Source organism: Wolbachia endosymbiont of Drosophila simulans wHa (assembly GCF_000376605.1).
Taxonomy (GTDB): Bacteria; Pseudomonadota; Alphaproteobacteria; order Rickettsiales; family Anaplasmataceae; genus Wolbachia; species Wolbachia pipientis.
The window spans coordinates 912,721-931,198 of sequence record NC_021089.1 but is presented as its reverse complement, the minus strand read 5'-3'; the positions used below and the strand labels follow the sequence as shown (position 1 = coordinate 931,198).

Annotated in this window: 12 protein-coding genes; 6 read left to right on the top strand and 6 right to left on the bottom strand. The window is 35.8% G+C overall.

The features are described 5' to 3' along the window. Positions 1 to 5 precede the first annotated feature (5 nt). Positions 6 to 206, bottom strand: a complete 201-nt coding sequence (gene rpmG / locus WHA_RS04195; RefSeq protein WP_015589280.1) for a 50S ribosomal protein L33 — start codon at positions 204 to 206, stop codon at positions 6 to 8. A gap of 149 nt (positions 207 to 355) precedes the next feature. Between rpmG and WHA_RS04190 the strand changes: the two genes are divergently transcribed. From WHA_RS04190 to WHA_RS04170, 5 genes are all read left to right on the top strand, one after another. Beyond that, positions 356 to 2,128, top strand: coding sequence for an Rne/Rng family ribonuclease (locus WHA_RS04190; RefSeq protein ID WP_015589279.1), 1,773 nt, complete (start codon positions 356 to 358; stop codon positions 2,126 to 2,128). 86 nt (positions 2,129 to 2,214) lie between these two features. Then, a complete protein-coding gene (dnaK, locus tag WHA_RS04185) occupies positions 2,215 to 4,137 on the top strand; it encodes a molecular chaperone DnaK (RefSeq protein WP_015589278.1) in 1,923 nt (640 codons plus the stop codon). 70 nt (positions 4,138 to 4,207) lie between these two features. Beyond that, complete coding sequence (locus WHA_RS04180; RefSeq protein WP_007549117.1) at positions 4,208 to 4,492, top strand: BolA family protein; 285 nt, start codon at positions 4,208 to 4,210, stop codon at positions 4,490 to 4,492. 7 nt (positions 4,493 to 4,499) lie between these two features. Continuing rightward, positions 4,500 to 5,741 (top strand): cystathionine beta-lyase, encoded by a 1,242-nt coding sequence (gene metC / locus WHA_RS04175; protein ID WP_012673299.1) that lies wholly within the window; start codon positions 4,500 to 4,502, stop codon positions 5,739 to 5,741. After that, a complete protein-coding gene (locus tag WHA_RS04170) occupies positions 5,716 to 7,161 on the top strand; it encodes a Mur ligase family protein (protein ID WP_015589277.1) in 1,446 nt (481 codons plus the stop codon). The genes metC and WHA_RS04170 overlap by 26 nt, the downstream gene beginning before the upstream one ends. Here WHA_RS04170 and WHA_RS07305 read toward each other — a convergent pair. From WHA_RS07305 to WHA_RS04145, 5 genes are all read right to left on the bottom strand, one after another. Then, positions 7,132 to 7,842, bottom strand: coding sequence for a ComF family protein (locus tag WHA_RS07305; protein ID WP_015589276.1), 711 nt, complete (start codon positions 7,840 to 7,842; stop codon positions 7,132 to 7,134). The two genes, WHA_RS04170 and WHA_RS07305, sit on opposite strands and share 30 nt — an antisense overlap. Before the next feature lie 115 nt (positions 7,843 to 7,957). After that, positions 7,958 to 8,602 (bottom strand): hypothetical protein, encoded by a 645-nt coding sequence (locus WHA_RS04160; protein WP_015589275.1) that lies wholly within the window; start codon positions 8,600 to 8,602, stop codon positions 7,958 to 7,960. A gap of 54 nt (positions 8,603 to 8,656) precedes the next feature. After that, complete coding sequence (gene uvrA, locus WHA_RS04155; protein WP_015589274.1) at positions 8,657 to 11,452, bottom strand: excinuclease ABC subunit UvrA; 2,796 nt, start codon at positions 11,450 to 11,452, stop codon at positions 8,657 to 8,659. 634 nt (positions 11,453 to 12,086) lie between these two features. Next, positions 12,087 to 12,599 carry a hypothetical protein gene (locus WHA_RS04150; RefSeq protein ID WP_015589273.1) on the bottom strand — a complete coding sequence of 171 codons (513 nt, stop codon included), beginning with the start codon at positions 12,597 to 12,599 and terminating at the stop codon, positions 12,087 to 12,089. A gap of 95 nt (positions 12,600 to 12,694) precedes the next feature. After that, positions 12,695 to 15,709: an AIR synthase-related protein gene (locus WHA_RS04145; RefSeq protein WP_015589272.1), complete on the bottom strand. Its 3,015-nt coding sequence runs from the start codon at positions 15,707 to 15,709 to the stop codon at positions 12,695 to 12,697. Between the two features lie 99 nt (positions 15,710 to 15,808). Between WHA_RS04145 and WHA_RS04140 the strand changes: the two genes are divergently transcribed. Further along, positions 15,809 to 18,472, top strand: coding sequence for a PD-(D/E)XK nuclease family protein (locus WHA_RS04140; RefSeq protein WP_015589271.1), 2,664 nt, complete (start codon positions 15,809 to 15,811; stop codon positions 18,470 to 18,472). Positions 18,473 to 18,478 lie beyond the last annotated feature (6 nt).

Below are 18,478 nucleotides of genomic sequence, written 5' to 3'. Positions count from 1 at the left end.
AAAAATTACTTTAGTTTTTCTTCTTTAAATAATACATGCCTTCTGACTACTGGGTCATACTTCCTAAACTCCAGTTTTTTGGTAAGCTTTTTTGGATTACGCTTTTTTACATAAAAATAACCTGTTGATTTTTCTTCACCAGTTTTTGTTGTCTTGATTGCAGTGCTAACTAACTTAACGAGCAAAGAAGCATTTTTTTTCGCCATACTTATAATGATATAATAAATTCTATGCGAGTTTATTACGCAAAACACTAAAAGTCAACCGAATAATGCAGATCGTAAAATTCTTGACAATCAACAGTGCATTAAGTAGCATGAAGTTAACTTCAGAATGAAAAGCAAACGGTAAATAAGTGGTAAATAGTGGTAAAAGGTTATTATTGATAGAAAATTCCACCTGTTCTAATGAGGTAAGAGTTGCCTTGTCAGTTAATAATAAGGTTGTAGAATTTGAACAAGAATTCAAGGAAAAAAAACAATTAAGAGGTAATATATACGTTGCTTATATAAAGCGTATAGAGCCTTCTTTGCAAGCCGTATTTATCGAATATGGAAAAAATAAGCAAGGTTTTTTGTCTTTTTCCGAGATATCTCTAGATTACTTCAATATTCCAGAAAAAGAAAAGGAAACTATCTTTGAGAGCTACTCAAATGACGATTATACAGAAAAAGGGAACGATACCATAGCAAATGTCTCTTCAGATTCTGCAGCTAGTAAGAATGTCAACGAGTCAGGTAGTGGTTTTGTAAGAGAGGTACCTTTATATAAAAAATACAAATTACAAGATGTTATTTCAGTAAATCAAAAAGTATTGGTTCAGCTAACTAAAGAGGAACGAGGCAATAAAGGAGCTTCATTTACAACATACATAACTTTAGTGGGTAGATACTGTGTTTTCATGCCAAATTCCATGAGTAAAGGTGGAGTGTCTCGCAGAATTGAAGATGCTAATGTCAGAAAGCAGTTAAAGGAGATACTGAGTTCAATAAACTTGCCAAAAAGGTCAGGTTTAATAGTAAGAACTGTTGGTTCAGGAAAAAATAAGAAAGAAATTGAGCAGGATTACAATTACTTATCCTCATTATGGCAGAGCATTCAAAAAAATGCCTTCTCTGTAAACGTTCCATCATTAATTTACAATGAAGCAGATGTAATTATGAGATCTGTTCGTGATTTTTGTAGCGATGGTATAGAAGTTATAGTGTCTGGAAAGGAAGCTTTTGAGGCAGTTAGGCAATATGCTAACAATGCACTAAAAGGTAGTAAGTTGCGCTATAGATTGTATAGAGGTTATGCTCCGATCTTTACTTACTACGGAATCGAAGATCAAATTTCTGAGTTATATAGCAATAGAGTAGAATTGCCATCTGGTGGGTCTTTGATAATAACTTTAACTGAGGCGTTTGTTTCAATAGACGTAAATTCAGGAAAGATGACAGGAGAAGATAGCATAGAAGAAACAGCTTATAGAACCAACATGGAAGCAGTACCTGAAATATCAAGACAGGTGAATCTTAGGGGCCTATCAGGATTAATAGTAGTCGATTTTATTGATATGTTGAAATATCAGTATTGCAGAGCTGTTGAGTCTGCTATAAAGCAAGCGTTTAAAGATGATAAAGCTAAAGTTCAATTTAGCTACATAAATGACTTTGGTTTAATGGTATTTTCAAGACAAAGAATTAAACCAAACATACAAGAAATTAATACTACAGAGTGTTTACACTGCAAAGGTACTGGAAGAGTAAAATCAAACGAAGTAATTGTTTCATCAATACTAAGGGATTTACAACATATTGCTAACAAGAATCGAAATAAGTTTTTTGATTTAGTAGCACACAGTGCAGTTATAGCGCACATTTTTAATAACAAACGCAATACAGTTTCTACAATCGAAAAAGAGTTTAATATTACATTGAACGTTAGTATTGATAACAGTTTAGATGTAAATACATTTGTTTTAAAACAAGGAGATGATGTTAATTTAAACGGTTATAAGCCATTACAGAACTCTGGATACCAAATTGGGGATAGCAGCAATGAAGAAGCTGATAATTCAAATAAACTACGAGGCAATTTTTGGCTGACTAAGTGGCTTTCGCGCCTTTTAAGTTCTAATAACTAATTAGAAACCTAAATTGGGCTTGTAATTAATGAGCCCTATACTTATATATTCTTATATCAGATAATATTTACAATGGGGTACTCATTATGGGAAGAGCAATAGGCATAGATCTCGGAACAACAAATTCTTGTGTTGCAATAATGCAGGGCAAGGATATAAAGGTAATAGAAAATAAAGAAGGGGCAAGAACTACTCCATCTATAGTTGCATTGACTTCTTCAGGAGAAAGGTTGATTGGTGCTCCAGCAAAAAGGCAAGCAACCACCAATGCAAGTAATACCTTTTTTGCTACTAAGAGATTAATAGGCCGTCAATATAGTGATCCTGAGATGAAAAATCTAAGTGTACCATACAAAGTATTTGCAGCAAAAAGTGGTGATGCATGGGTTAAAACAACTGATAATAAAGAATATTCTCCTAGTCAAATTGGTGCATTTATACTACAAAACATGAAAGAGGCAGCAGAAGCTTATCTTGGAGAGGAAGTAAAAGATGCTGTGATAACAGTGCCAGCATACTTCAACGACTCTCAACGTCAAGCAACAAAAGATGCAGGAAAAATTGCCGGATTAAATGTACTCAGAATAGTAAATGAACCGACTGCTGCAGCACTTGCTTATGGTCTTGATAAGAAACATGGGCACACAATAGTAGTATATGACCTTGGTGGTGGTACATTTGACGTTTCAATACTTGAAATAGGTGATGGAGTTTTCGAAGTGAAAGCAACAAACGGTGATACCCATCTTGGAGGTGAAGACTTTGATAATGGAGTAGTGAGTTATTTACTAGATGAATTCAAGAAAAGTAATGGCATTGATTTGAAAAATGATCCAATGGCTATGCAAAGAATCAAAGAAGCTGCTGAAAAAGCGAAAATTGAATTATCAAGTGCAATGGAAACGGAAATAAATCTACCGTTTATTACAGCTGATGCAAGTGGTCCAAAACACTTAAATATGAAATTAACGAGAGCAAAACTTGAAAGCTTAGTGAATGATTTAATCGAAAGAACTATGGCTCCTTGTAAAAAAGCTCTTGAGGATGCTGGTTTATCTGCTAGTCAAATTGGCGAAGTGGTTCTTGTTGGTGGCATGACTCGTATGCCAAAAGTCATAGAGAAAGTTAAAGAATTCTTTGGCAAAGATCCACATAGAGGAGTTAACCCTGATGAAGTTGTAGCAATTGGAGCTGCAATACAGGCGGGGATCATTCAAGGTGATGTAAGAGATGTGTTACTACTTGATGTGACCCCACTTTCTCTTGGTATTGAAACTCTAGGAGGAGTATTCACTCCACTTATTGAGCGTAATACTACAATTCCTACTAAAAAATCTCAGGTGTTTTCAACTGCAGAAGATAACCAAACAGCTGTTACAATTAAGGTGCATCAGGGTGAAAGAAAACTGGCAGTTGATAATAAGCTACTCGGTCAGTTTAGTTTGGAAGGGATACCTCCTGCTCCGCGCGGAAGGCCACAAATTGAAGTGACATTTGATATAGATGCAAATGGAATAGCACACGTTTCTGCAAAAGATAAAGCTACTGGAAAAGAGCAAAAAATACGCATTCAATCTTCAGGCGGTTTATCTGATGATGAAATAAATCGCATGGTAAAAGAAGCTGAAGAAAAAGCGCAAGAAGATGAAAAGCGCAAAAAGTTTATTGAAGTGAAGAATCAAGCGGATAGCTTAGTCCATTCTACAGAAAAGTCTCTGACAGAGTATGGTGATAAAGTTTCACCAGAAGATAGATCTGCTATTGAAAATGCAGTTAACGAATTAAAAGAAGTTAGTAAATCTGATAACATTGATGACGCTGATTCAATACAGCAGAAAGTCACTAATCTTTCTCAATTATCTATGAAACTTGGAGAAGCTATGTATCAAGCATCTCAACAAAATAGTGCTGAAAATGGCTTTTCATCAGAAGGAAATCCAAATGATAAAGAGGAAAAAGTAGTAGATTCTGATTATCAAGACATAGATAATAAAGAAGAGAATAAGTAATTGCGATTGTCATCCAAGTAGCTGATACTGGGATGACAAGAGGAGCATATTGTTGCTTAAAGAAACCATTATGGATATTATTAAAACGATAGAAGAAAAGATACACGATTCGATAGATGTAATTGATATCAACATTATCGATGAATCAGCAAAGCATGCTGATCATTATTTTGCTTCATCTTCAACACTACCTTCACATATCAAGCTAATATTGATATCTGACAGCTTTATCGGAATGAACACTCTCAAAAGGCATAAATTGATCTATGAATTATTAAAGAGTGAGATAGAGCTAATACATGCAATTTCTCTTCACTTGTATACGCAAAACGAGTACAATTTAAAAAATAAATAATAAAAATGTGAAGGAAGAGTCTTTATTAGTTAAAGCAGGAAGAAAATTTAAGGACTATAAAGGTTCTATGAACCCGCCAGTTTATCATTCTTCTACCATATTATTCCCTACTTACAAGGACTACTTAAATGCAGCAAATGGAGAAAGTATATACGATGTAATCAACGATGATGTTGCAAGAGATTACAGCTATAGTAATGTTGGTACTCCCACTGTTCATTATTTTTCAAATGCATTGGCTGAAATTGAAGGGAGTGGACAAGCGCTTATTTTTCCTTCCGGACTATTTGCACTTACTTTTGCTATTTTGACTTTCACTAAAGCAGGTTCTCATGTTTTAATTCAGGATAACAGTTATTACCGACTCAAGAGATTTGCCGAAAATGAGTTACCAAACAGGGGAATAGAAGTAACTTTTTATGATCCAACACAGGATATAACTGATTTAATTCAGAGTAATACTTCATTGATAATGATCGAGACTCCTGGTTCTGTAACGTTTGAGATTTCGAATATAGAGCATATAGTAAAAGTTGCTAAAGAACGTGGAATCGTAACCGTTTGCGACAATTCATGGGCCACTCCTTTGTTATTTAAGCCGCTTGATTATGGAATTGATGTTGCACTATATGCGGTAACAAAGTATCTAGCCGGTCACTCAGATTTATTGATGGGGACTATGATTGCTGAAGGTGAAATTTTTAAATTGCTTTATGAGAGCTATAAAAATTATGGAGTAACCATTCAATCGCACGACTGTTATCTTGCACATAGGGGACTAAGAACACTGCACACACGTATGAAAAAGTACCAAAATACAGCAATGGAAGTGGCAAAGTGGCTAGAAGCACAGCAAAAAGTTAGAAAGGTTTTATATCCAGCACTTCCCTCCCATCCTCAACACGAATTATGGAAAAGTTACTTTAAAGGAGCAAGCGGCGTATTCAGTATAGTATTGGGTAGAGAATATTCATGTGAAGAACTAAGCTGCATGGTTGATCACATGAAAATTTTTGGTATCGGTGCTTCTTGGGGAGGGTGCGACAGTTTGATATTACCAATAGATCGTAGATCTATGTCAAGATCTGTAATGAATTCAGATTATGGTGGAAGTTTTATACGGATATTTTGTGGACTGGAAGATCCTGAAGATTTAATCTTTGACCTTAATGACGCACTAAAAAGGTTACCATGTTTAGACTTTCAAAACGATGAAGTAGGACATGAAACTGAGAGAATTACTGCATAACATTATTGATGTTAACTTTGATATTGAAATCAAAGGCGTCACATGTAATCCCAAGAAAATCAAGGAAGGTTATCTTTTTGTTTGTGTGTCAGAAAGGGATAGGATTTACATAGATCAGATATTATCTTGTGGAGCTAAAGCGATAATTGCAAGTGATTGCATAACAGAAGCTTCAAGCCTTGGTATCATTCCAACGCGTGATGCTGGAATCTGTATCTTCCACCCAAACCCTCAAGAAATATACAGCGAAATAGTCAGCAGGTTTTATCAATTCAAACAGCCAAAATATGTTGCTGCTGTAACAGGCACAAATGGCAAGACTTCAGTAGTAGAATTTTGCCGCCAGATCTGGCAAAACTCTGGCTATAATGCTGCGTCTATTGGAACACTTGGAACATGCATCAATAATGGCAGAAAAGGTAATAGCAACAGCCTTACCACTCCAGGTGCAGAAGACCTTTACGCAACATTGCGTGGTATAAGTGTAGAACACTTAGTGTTGGAATCATCAAGTCATGGGATTGATCAATACAGAATCCATGGATTAAAGTTGAGTGCTGCAGCTTTTACTAATTTCTCGCAAGATCATTTAGATTACCATAAAAGTCTTGGTGGATATTTAGAAACTAAAAAAAGGTTATTTTACGAAGTATTACCAGAAGGAAAAACAGCGATTTTAAATGCGGATATAGATGAATACGGCGCATTGCTTAAAATAGCTGAAAAACGCAGTAATAAAGTTGTGACTTATGGAAAAAAAGGCTCTGATATTACTTTATTAGAGCAAATACCAACTCCAAGTGGTCAATACCTTACAGTAAAAGTTGATAACCAAATTTACAATACATTTTTCCCAGTTTTAGGAAAATTTCAAGCATATAATCTGCTATGTGCAATTGGTATATCTGGATTAAATTACAGAGAAATATGTGTGGATAAACTCATTTTCCCGTCAGGAAGAATGGAGAAAGTGAAACCTTTTGCATTCGTGGATTACGCTCATACTCCAAGTGCGCTTAAACAAGCCCTATTGTCTTTAAAATGGCACTTCAATAAAAAAATAGTTCTAGTTTTTGGATGCGGTGGCAATCGTGATCAAACAAAACGCGCAGAAATGGGTAAAGTAGCACAAATATATGCAGACAAAGTGATAATCACGGATGACAATCCGCGTGATGAGAATCCTGCAGAAATTCGTCGTGGTATTTTACTACATTGCCCTGATGCGCTAGAGATAGAAGATAGAAGAGAAGCTATAGAGAAAGGAGTAGATATTGCCTATAATGAGGGTATGATTCTGCTAGTTGCAGGAAAGGGGCATGAAGGATACCAAATCGTGAGCGGCCAAACTTTTGAATTCAGTGATGTTGAGGTTATTAAAAATCACGTTTTAACATGCTACCGTTCTTGCAAGCGATAGCACTCTCACTTCTCTTGCACCAGAATTTAAAATTTCTTGAGAGCAGGACCTTACAGTTGCTCCAGTTGTTACTACGTCGTCAACTAATATCACGATTTTATTTTCGATAATTTTCTTGTTGCTTATGCTAAAAGCCTTCTTTAAATTTTTTTCACGCTGCTTAAGTGAAAGACCAGCCTGAGGGATAGTATGGCGAGGACGTTTTATTGCAAATGGCGTATAGGATAAATTGGATAACTTAGTCAACTCTTTTGCAAGCAGTGCTGCTTGATTATATTTACGTTTAAACAAACGCATTTTATGTAACGGTATAGGAATTACGACCTCTGCGTTCTGAAACGTATCCTGATTAGCTTGGTGTATCCACTTTGCATAGATTTTTACGTAATTCAAATTATCAAAAAATTTGAAATTTATAATCATGTTTTTACTATGTTGATCATAAGCAAAAACTGATCTTAATACTTTAAACGGTGGAGGATTGATGATGCACTTACCACACGTATAAATATTGTCTGAGATTACTACGCCACAAACATTGCAGTAATGCTTAGTTAGAAAATTGATTTTTTTGTTGCATTCACTACACAGATTAAGATTTTCATCAATGATACATTCGCAACTTACGCATACGCTTGGAAATATGAGATTTGTAGCTTTTTTTAGTAAGAGAAGGTTCACAACTCATTAAATATATTATAAAATAATTTATATAGTATAGCTAAAGTAACTTAAGCTTACACTCTTTCACTTTTTATTCCATTTCAATATAGTTCATGCTGCTGAAAAGCAGAACTTATAACTCAGTTTGTGGTATACCATTGACTGAAGTAGTCTTTGAATTATCCTTAGATAAAAATTGATGTTTTTCTGGCTTCTGTACTTCACTCAACTTACTTTGCACTTTGTCACAAGCCCACACAAGTGGCGTTATGATTGACGCGGCAGCCCAAATGATAGCAGCGCAAGCATAACTTACAATCTTGTTAAATACTCTAGCTACTGCATTAGCACAATCTTGCCTCATTTCTAAAAATATGTTTGAATAATTAACGAATGATTTTGTATCCGTTTTAAAACAATAGTCCCCTGTTATTTTTGACAATAACTTGACTGGAAAGTATGACAAACATGCCACTATCAAAAATAAAGGTTGCAATATTATGTTGGCTGCTAAAATAGCACTCAGTGCACACAATGAATACACTTTCTCTGCTCTGTAACCCACGTATTCACAATTATCATTGTTTTTATAATACTTGTTATAATCATCTTTACTCTCAACTCCACAAATTACATCTTTCACAGGTCCTAGCACATTATCAACGTAATGTACGGACTTATAGAAACTACTTTCTGGAACTAGTGTGCAATCTTCTGCTCTCTTAGCAGGTACAACTCCATATTCAACGTACCTTTTAAAGTATCGATATACTGACATTACCCTCTCCAAATCATAAATATGCAACATAGTCAATAATGATTAAGAAATAGTTTATAATAAATATGTTTTAAGATACCTGCCTGTAACACTTTCTGGAATTTTTACCACTTCTTCTGGAGTTCCAGTAGCAATCACTTCTCCGCCTTTTATTCCGCCCTCTGGTCCGATGTCTATTATATAATCTGCAGTTTTTATAACGTACAAATTGTGCTCGATAACTATAACAGTGTTTCCCAGATCGACTAATCTATGGAGTATTTTTAGTAAGTTATTTATATCTTCAAAGTGTAATCCAGTTGTTGGTTCATCAAGAATATACAATGTTCTTCCGGTAAATCGTTTTGATAGCTCTTTAGATAGCTTTATTCGTTGTGCTTCCCCCCCAGACAACGTTGTTGACGACTGTCCGAGTTTTATATAGCCAAGTCCCACTTCCTGCAAAGAAACCAACTTTTCTTTTACCATTGGAAGGTTTTCAAAAAAAACACAAGCTTGATCTATCGTCATATCAAGCACATCAGAGATTGATTTTTCTTTATAAGTAACTTCCAATGTTTCCCGATTATACCTTCGCCCTTTACATTGCTCACACTTCACATAAACGTCCGGTAGAAAATGCATCTCTATCTTTAAGTGCCCATCACCTTTACAAGCCTCACACCTTCCCCCTCTGGTATTAAATGAAAACCGGCCTATATTATATCCCCTTGCTTTTGACTCCGAAAGACCTGCAAACCAATTTCTTATATGAGTGAACATACCAACATATGTTGCTGGATTTGACGCAGGAGTTCTACCAATTGGCGACTGATCAACTTCTATAACTTTATCTATATATTCAAGGCCTTCTATTCTATCACACTGACCATACCTTGCAGACGAATGATGTATCTTATGTGCTGAATATTTATATAACGTTTCTATGACTAAACTTGATTTTCCCCCTCCTGATATTCCAGTAACACAAATAAGATTCCCTATAGGAAATTTAACGTTCACATTTTTTAAGTTATTTTCACATGCATTTATTACTTTTATGAACTGAGTTGCTTGCTTTCTTCTCCTTGGAATTAAAATTTTTTTCTCTCCACTCAAATATTGCCCTGTTATGCTCCCCGAATTTCTTTGCACCTGGTCTGGTGTTCCTTCTGCAACAACTTTTCCACCATTTACGCCAGCTCCAGGACCAATATCAATCGCATAATCAGCAGCCATTATTGTATCTTCATCATGCTCAACAACGATTACAGTGTTACCCATGTCTCTTAAGTTTTTTAGTGTGGCAATTAACCGATCATTATCACATTGATGAAGGCCAATCGAGGGTTCATCAAGAACATATAAAACCCCCGTTAATCCTGAGCCAATTTGCGAAGCAAGTCTGATCCTCTGACTCTCGCCGCCAGAGAGAGTGCTAGATTCTCGATCAAGCGTTAGGTAATTCAACCCTACATTCTTTAAAAATGTTAGCCTCTTGATTATTTCACTTAGTATTTTATTTGAGATTTGCTTCTGTTGTTCTGTGAGCTTGTCTGGCAAATTTTCAAACCACTTAAGGGATTCATCGATACTAAGCCCTGATATTTCACCTATATGTTTGCTATCAATTTTTACTGTAAGCGCTTCTTTTCTCAATCTATAGCCAGTGCATTCTCTGCAGTGAGTAACAGAGCAATATCGCTCAACAAGCGTTTCATCATAATCCATCTGGTTTTCTAAGATACTGACCAAACCTTGAAATTTACCGAAGCCAAAGAGTATCATATCTTTTACTTCTTGATCTATGTTCTTCCACGGAACATCAAGGCTAAATTTACAATTTTCAGCCAGTGATAGAATTGCACTTTTTAAAAATCCATAACCTGTGTGCACTTGACGGAACATTGATCCCACTGGCTTTAAAGCGCCTTCAGATATTGAAAGAGTTTCATCTGGCACTATCAGCTTCACATCAATAGCCAGCTTTTTACCAAGCCCATTACACGAACCACATGCACCGTAAGGGCTGTTAAAAGAAAATAATCTTGGTTCTATTTCCTCAAGAGTGAAACCAGACTCGGGGCATGCAAAATTCTCTGAAAAAGTCAGAATTTGACCATTTTTATACTCGGAGTGATGGTTGTCAGGTAGGTTTACTATTTCTACATACATTAGACCATTACCAAGTTTTAGTGCGGATTCTATACTACTTGGCAGTCGATTTCCTATATCGCCCAATATTGATATTCTATCTGCAACCACAAAAATGTCGTGTTTCTTGTTCTTATCGAGTTTAGGCAAGTCATCTACATTGTACACTTCACCATCTATTTTGAACCTTACGTAACCTTGTCTTTTAATTTCCAATATCTCTTTAAGATGTTCTCCCTTTCTACCACGCACAACAGGGGCAAGTATATATATCTTAGTTTCTAAAGGTAACGCAATTATAGTATCTACAATTTGAGACACCGTTTGTTTTGTTATTGGTAATCCAGTTGCAGGTGAATAAGGAACTCCTATTCGTGCATATACTAAGCGCAAGTAATCGTAAATTTCGGTAACAGTTCCAACTGTTGACCTTGGATTTTTTGAGATCGATTTCTGGTTGATAGATATTGCAGGAGAGAGACCTGTAATCGACTCAACATCTGGTTTATCCTGAATGTTGAGAAATTGACGCGCGTAAGCTGACAGGCTTTCAACGTACCGGCGTTGGCCTTCTGCATAAATCGTATCAAATGCAAGGCTAGACTTGCCAGAACCACTTAGCCCAGTTATAACAACTAGCTTATTTTTCGGTATATTGACGTCTACACCTTGCAGATTATGTTCCCTTGCGCCCTTAACTCTGATAAAATCGTCCATATTATACCATATAGCGTATTAACCATTATAGCCTCAAAATACGTGAATTTATAGTGATATATTGATTTTCTATTGATTTTTTCAACTGTTACGGAGAATTAAGCAGCGTTTGATAAATCGTCATTCCGCTACTTGTTAGCGGCTGAGATACCGCGACGGTATGACGGTTAAGTAGGCCATTGCCCCTATGATGTCATCCCAGTGTCAAGCACATAGCTGTACGAACGTTGTAGTTTAGGAGCAATTCCCACCAGTGGGCCAGTGCCCAGACACTGGTTCTATGCAACTTAATTAAAAACGTTTGTTTTAGCGTAAGACAACTACCTTTAGCTCATCAGCTCAGTTATAAGCAAAATTTCTGGATTCCAGACTGGAATGACACCATTTGCTGTGCAATTTACCTTCAAAAATGAATGTTCGTACAGCTATGTGTCAAGCACTGGGATGACACCATTCTTTTTTCTGGATTCCAGTGTCTGGGCACTGGAATGACACCCCCCTGATAGGCTCAAATCATAGTGTTTGTACAGTTGTGGGTTTAGGCTACCTATAAATTCTAAACTGTTGTTACGTATTAGGACCACCAAATACACCCCCAGGACCCAAAGTCAGTTTAGCTATATCAGAAAACAGGTTATGTGGAAATCTTAAAATACTTCTTGTTCGCCAAGCAAAATAAATACATTCCTACAAACAAGCAGATGCTCAATACTGACACATAAGAAAACTTAAAAATTAAATCTCTAATGTATATTGATAAGCATTTACCTGCAGAAAATTTGTATAGTAATCCAACACATACAACGGCACTATCAACCACTGATGCTATAATTAAAGTAATGAAATTTGCCATATGAAAATTCAACTTGGACTTCAATTTTTCAAAAATAATTATGCTTGAGAGAAGAGATACTAAAATTGCAGTATATGAAATCAATATCATCAAATTAAAACTTTGCCATTTAAAAACACAACATAGCGCTATACACACTATTAAGTTGTACGTAGCTTTGCTTCTGCCATAAAATTCAACCATTGAATTTACAACTAAAGCAGCTCCCACAAATAAGGCAGCACATATCATCAATTTATTTGAAGTGTTGAGTAAAGAAAGACTGATAAACAGGAGTATCGATAAAATAGACATAATTACCTACCCAAAATTAATAACATACATTCATTCTAAATAAACATTACATATAGTAAAAGAGTTATTTAGCATAATAAGAAAAATATTTTATATTAGCATGCCACATCTTTCAGATCTACTTTTAAAACATCCTTTATGTTTAGCACCTTTTTCTCTGTTACTTTGCCAATACATGAATAAACTGCACCTTCAAACAATTCTTCAAACCTCTTCTGATTTTGTGGTGCAATAGTAACCAAAATTCTACTTTGCGATTCAGAAAACATTATTATCTTGTTTATTATGTCTGTATTTTGTATTTTTCCTATTGGCACTAGTGAAAGATCGATTTCAGCACCAAGGTCTCCTGCAATTAGCGATTTTGCCAGAGTAATAACTAATCCGCCTAAGTTTGGTGCAATTGCAGAGGCAATTATGCCATCTTTTATTGCTTGGTTGTAACGCTCATACAACTTCCTAGCGCTCTTTGCATCAACTTTTGGTACGTTGTTATTACCTATTCCACTATATAACTGATATTCAGATCTACCAAGTTCATCAAGTGTTTCTCCAAGCACGTATATTAAGTCTCCCGGCATTTTCACATCAAGCGATACCGCATTTTCAATATTTTCTATAATTCCAATTGCTGAAATGAGTAATGAAGGTGGTGCAGATATCATCACTTTCTCGCCATTTTCATCATATCCCTTAAAGTCGTTAAACATACTATCTTTTCCGGATATGAATGGTGCTTTAAATGCGGTTGCGTAATCATAACAAGCCTCTGCAGCTCTCTTTAGCTGCCATAGCCTTTCTGGATTATAAGCGTCACACCAGCAAAAGTTATCGAGCAACGCTAGATGGTCTATATTTCCTCCTGCGGCTACATAGTTACGTATGGCAGTGTCGATCGCACATGCTGCCATATGGTAAGTGTCAATTTCCCCATAACTCGAGCCAAACCCTTGCGATTTTACAACACCTTTATTTGAAGAAAGGATTGGCCTTGAAACAATAGCTTCACTGCACACTCTTCCCTTGCCCTGCAGTGGTTTCAGCACTGACGACCCTTGAACCTCATGGTCATATTGCACCACTATGAACTCTTTACTGCATATGTTTGGTCTGCTCAGCATTTCTTTTAGTTCAACATCTATTGAACTAAGTGGGAGCTCAGAAGCTCGGTCTGGTGTCATGCAAGTAGCTATCCACTCTCCAGTCCACGGCTTTGTCTGTAAATGCATTTTAGGATTACCGTCATGCAGAAATTCAGTTTCGATGTCCATTATTACTTTCCCTTCAGGACATTTAACAACAGCTTTACCACTCTCATTGAACTCTCCAATCACACAAACCTCCACATCATGTTTTTTCATAATTTGCTTAAACATAGGAAGATTTTCTTCTGGCACTGCTAAGGTCATTCTCTCTTGTGATTCTGATATCCATATTTCCCACGAAGCCATACCATCGTTTTTAAGGAGAACCTTGCTCAAATCAACTTCAAATCCGTCTTTTCCCATTTCACCAATAGACGATGATAGACCACCTGCTCCGTTATCCGTTATTGCATTATAAAGACCAAGATCTCTTGCTTTTATGACGGCATTGGATAGTTTTTTTTGTGTTATGGGGTCACCAATTTGCACAATTGTTGAAGGGCTGTTTCCCGACAAAGCCTCTGAGGAAAACGTTGCGCCGTGAATTCCGTCCCTTCCAACTCTTCCACCAATAATTACGATTTTATCGCCATTTTTTGGTCCTTTAATGTGTGAAGGTGCGTTATTTATGTTGCGCGGAATAATTCCGACACTGCCAACAAAAACCAGCGGCTTGCCACAAAATCTATCGTCAAAATATACCGATCCAAGTTGTGTTGGAATACCAGAGCAATTACCAGCAACATTAACACCATGGATCACTTTTTTCATTATATATTTTGGCGGTAAGATCTCATCAGTGCGCTCTTTATCCCTATAAAATTTGCCTTTTGCTTCTTTGGCAAAGCAAAAGTAATAGGTATTCATTATAGGCTCCGCGCCTTTCCCGAAACCAACTACATCACGATTAACTCCAAGCACTCCGGTCATTGCTCCACCAAATGGATCAAGAGCTGAAGGGCTATTGTGGGTTTCAACTTTATCTACAATCAAGTAATCGTCATCAAAAATTATTCCTCCTGCGTTGTCAGAGAAAACTGACACACATATGTCAGAATTTATCTCACGCGTTGCACGCTTGATATAATGTGCGTATAGGCCATCTTTTATTTCATCAATGGGAGAGCAAAAGATATTGTGCTTACAATGTTCAGACCAAGTCTGTGCCAGAGACTCAAGTTCAATATCATATGGATTTCTATTAAGTTTTTTAAAGTAATCCTTTATAGCTTTCATTGCTGCCAGAGAGAGCCCTAAAGTGCCATTACCATCGATTCCATCTCTGCTGATTTTCTCAAGTTCTTGGTCACTTACATTTAGGTTAACAGACTTAGCCCCATTACTACTTGATATCACTCCAGTGCTCTCTTTTGTCATTCCTGTTTCCCCCTCTGTCATTCCAGTGCTTGACACTGGAATCCAGTTTTCATTATACAATTGCTTGAAATTTTCTGGATCCAAGTAGTCAAGCACTGGGATGACGCCTTTTAACTTACCGTAATGCCTCCAATAGTAATTGCCGTTTTCTTTATAAACAAGCGTGCAATACTCAGTGATAGGGTTGAATTCTTGCTTTATATCATCTTCAGTTGCTTGACTTAGAATCAATTTTGAACTTCTTGCTTTTATACAAACATTTTCATCAATGTAGTCCTTGTTTATTAAATATTCTCTAACAATTTGTTTCGCTGTGTTGCCTACATTATCGGTCATGCCAGGTAAGAAGCTTATTTCCAAGCCCCACTTTGCTTGTGGTTCTATGAAATCATACGGAACTTCTTCAAGGTTTTCATTGTAGGAATAATAACGGCAGTCTTGTATGACTTTATTATAAAATAGCCCGCAAATTTCTTCATATAATTTGGATGGTAATCCTTTGCGTATGTAAATCGAGTAAACGTTGACTAACCATCTGCATCCAATTTGCTCGCATTTATTTAAAACTTCTATTCTAATGTTTGCCATGTAATGTTATAAAAAATTTTAATATATAATAGCATACAAGCACGTTTATATTTTGAATAATTTCTATACAATAAAATATTGTATTAATTGTTACTGTTAGTGGGAAGAGTTTTTACCGTTAATGTGGATGAATCCCTTTTTGATGTGCTGGTTCAGCACATATTTTCTGAATATGAAAGAGAAAAAATTCCCGAGATAAAGGTCATACTTCCTTGCAAGAGGGATGTGATAGCGTTACTCAATGCATTCAAGAATTATAACGCTGAAAAATGCATAATTTTGCCAGAGATAGTTTCGCTAGAGAACATTGATGAGGAAGATTTAATATTAAATCTTGATAGAGTTAAAGTTATAAGTCCAATAAAAAGGACGCTGCTACTCATTCAATTCATATTGGAATGGAATAGAAAAAATAACGACAATTTCCCAGTTGATTTAGCTTATAGCCTGCCATCACTGCTTGATAAAATTCAATCTACCCAAACAACGGATTATGATCAATTTAATGAGCATTCAAAAAAAATAGAGAATTTCATAAGCTTACTCACTGAGACTTGGAGTAAAACTTTAAAAGGTTTAGAAGTAGTAGATATATTAAAACATAAGAGTGATTACATAAACAATATGATAATCTCTTTACAAAAAGACCAATATATAATCTTTGTTGGAATTGGAAAGGATAAGTCGTTAATTAAGGCTATATATGACCTGCCATTTGGAAAAATAATTTTGCCTAACCTGAATTTGAAAATTAAAGAGAAAGACTGGAAATTGCTTGATAAAAAACACTATCAATATTGTCTGAAAGATCTGCTCGATTATTTAAATGTAGATAGAAGGGATGTTAGCTGCTTGAACACTATAGAGAATGAAATAACTAACTATGTCTTTGATACAACTGCCGATCTAAGCAAAGTTAGTAGTGGACATGTTGGCAATATTGAAGTCATCACTTGTGATTCCAGAGAGGAAGAAGCACAAGTGACATCATTAATTATAGAAAATGAAGGTTATGAAAACATTTCTTTGGTCGTCTTTGATAAATTACTTGCAGCTCGTATAGCATGTTTATCAAGGCAACACAGTGCCATACCGGAAAATTACCCTTATATAACGCTTCTGCTTTATAGTATCGAAGTTTTGACCTCAAATTGGAGCAGTGTGTCATTACTTTCGCTCCTTAAACATAGGCTAGTGACTTTTGGTTACACTCAAGAAGAGTACACTCGGATTTTATCTGAATTTGAAATAGAGGTATTACGCAACTTTAGTACAAATGGCCTGAGCGATATTATAAATGCTATCAATGCCCATAAAAAGCTAAAACATAAAGAAGATATATTACTTATTATCAGTAAGTTAGAGGTTGTATTTAATCCTTTGCTTAACATTATAAATTGCCCTATTTCTGATGTGGTGGCAACTCATTTGCAGTGTGTTAATATGCTATCTGGTATAAATTTTTCAGAGCTAAATGGTGAAATAGGTAATTTCACCTGTAATTTCTTGAATGCATGTGAGGGTGTAGAAATTAAGTGCTCCTTAGAGTTATATAACCAAATTCTGACCTTATTTTTAGAGAAAGAGTTTTTCTCTGTAGCAAATGACTTAAATAAATTCAGCTTATATCACAACAAGGTTGTAATACTCGCTGGGTTTAATGAAGCGCCAAGCTTTCAAAGTCCGCTTTTGAATGCACTTACGAGAGAAAAATTTAGTCTTCCTTCTGCGCAAGAAGAGCAGGGGTATTTTTTTTATACTTTACACAATTTGTTTTGTGCAAGTAAGGTTTATATTACAAGATCGCTAAGCCATAGAAAACCAATTCTATTGCAGCGTTTGGAAATTATGTTACAGGGGTCAAAATATCCTTATCGTGATTGGCTAAGGATATTAAATACGCCTGAATGTACTGTTCCATGTACTCAGCCTATGCCAAAACCTCAAACCGAAGTTAGAAAAGAAAAAATGCAGGTGATGTCTTGCAGTGCAATAGAAAAGCTAATTCGTAATCCTTATTCATTTTACGTTGAATATATACTGGGCCTTAAACAATTAAGAGACTTGAATTTTAAGCCATCGATGTTGGAATTTGGCACTATGGTGCACAACATTCTTGCAAGATATTTACGCAACAAAAAGTCGCCAATGAGCATTGCACGAGAAACATTCTCGACTAGTCAGTTTAATTTTTCAAATATGTGGTGGATAAGACTACAGAGGGTAATTCAATCTTTTGTCGAACTTGATGAAACTCGAAGCAACTATGTTGAGTTGGAAAAGAGCTTTTCCTGTCCGATATTTCATATTCCAGTGCGTGATGCTGGTTCTTGTGATCAGTATGAAACTGCTGGGATGACAAATAGGCCACAAGAAATTTCACTGACAGCAAGATGTGATAGAGTTGAGTATCTACCAAGTGGGCAAGTGGCAATTATAGACTATAAGCTTGGTACACCACCTTCCAATGAAGAAGTAATGTCGGGATTTTTTCTGCAATTAATTTTACAAGCCTTAGCGGTAGAACATATAACAAAAAGAGAAGTCTCAGAACTTGCTTATTGGAAACTTGATTATGATAAAATAAAAGTTATTTCTATACAAAATTATAGATACAAAATGCAAGAATTAAAAAATGATCTGCCTGGTTTTTTATCTAATTATTTAAGTAATTCCACACCCTTTATTGCCTCTCCATATTTTGATAAATTCCTGAGATTTAACAGCTATAAACAGCTAGAAAGGGTAGGAGAGTGGTTGTAAATGGTG

What these genes read in the sequence shown, in the direction of transcription:
- dnaK (WP_015589278.1), top strand. Translation starts at nt 2,215, where the DNA reads ATGGGAAGAGCAATAGGCATAGATCTCGGAACAACAAATTCTTGTGTT.
- uvrA (WP_015589274.1), bottom strand. Translation starts at nt 11,452, where the DNA reads ATGGACGATTTTATCAGAGTTAAGGGCGCAAGGGAACATAATCTGCAA.
- rpmG (WP_015589280.1), bottom strand. Translation starts at nt 206, where the DNA reads ATGGCGAAAAAAAATGCTTCTTTGCTCGTTAAGTTAGTTAGCACTGCA.
- WHA_RS04170 (WP_015589277.1), top strand. Translation starts at nt 5,716, where the DNA reads ATGAAACTGAGAGAATTACTGCATAACATTATTGATGTTAACTTTGAT.
- WHA_RS04150 (WP_015589273.1), bottom strand. Translation starts at nt 12,599, where the DNA reads ATGTCTATTTTATCGATACTCCTGTTTATCAGTCTTTCTTTACTCAAC.
- WHA_RS04160 (WP_015589275.1), bottom strand. Translation starts at nt 8,602, where the DNA reads ATGTCAGTATATCGATACTTTAAAAGGTACGTTGAATATGGAGTTGTA.
- WHA_RS04145 (WP_015589272.1), bottom strand. Translation starts at nt 15,709, where the DNA reads ATGGCAAACATTAGAATAGAAGTTTTAAATAAATGCGAGCAAATTGGA.
- WHA_RS04180 (WP_007549117.1), top strand. Translation starts at nt 4,208, where the DNA reads ATGGATATTATTAAAACGATAGAAGAAAAGATACACGATTCGATAGAT.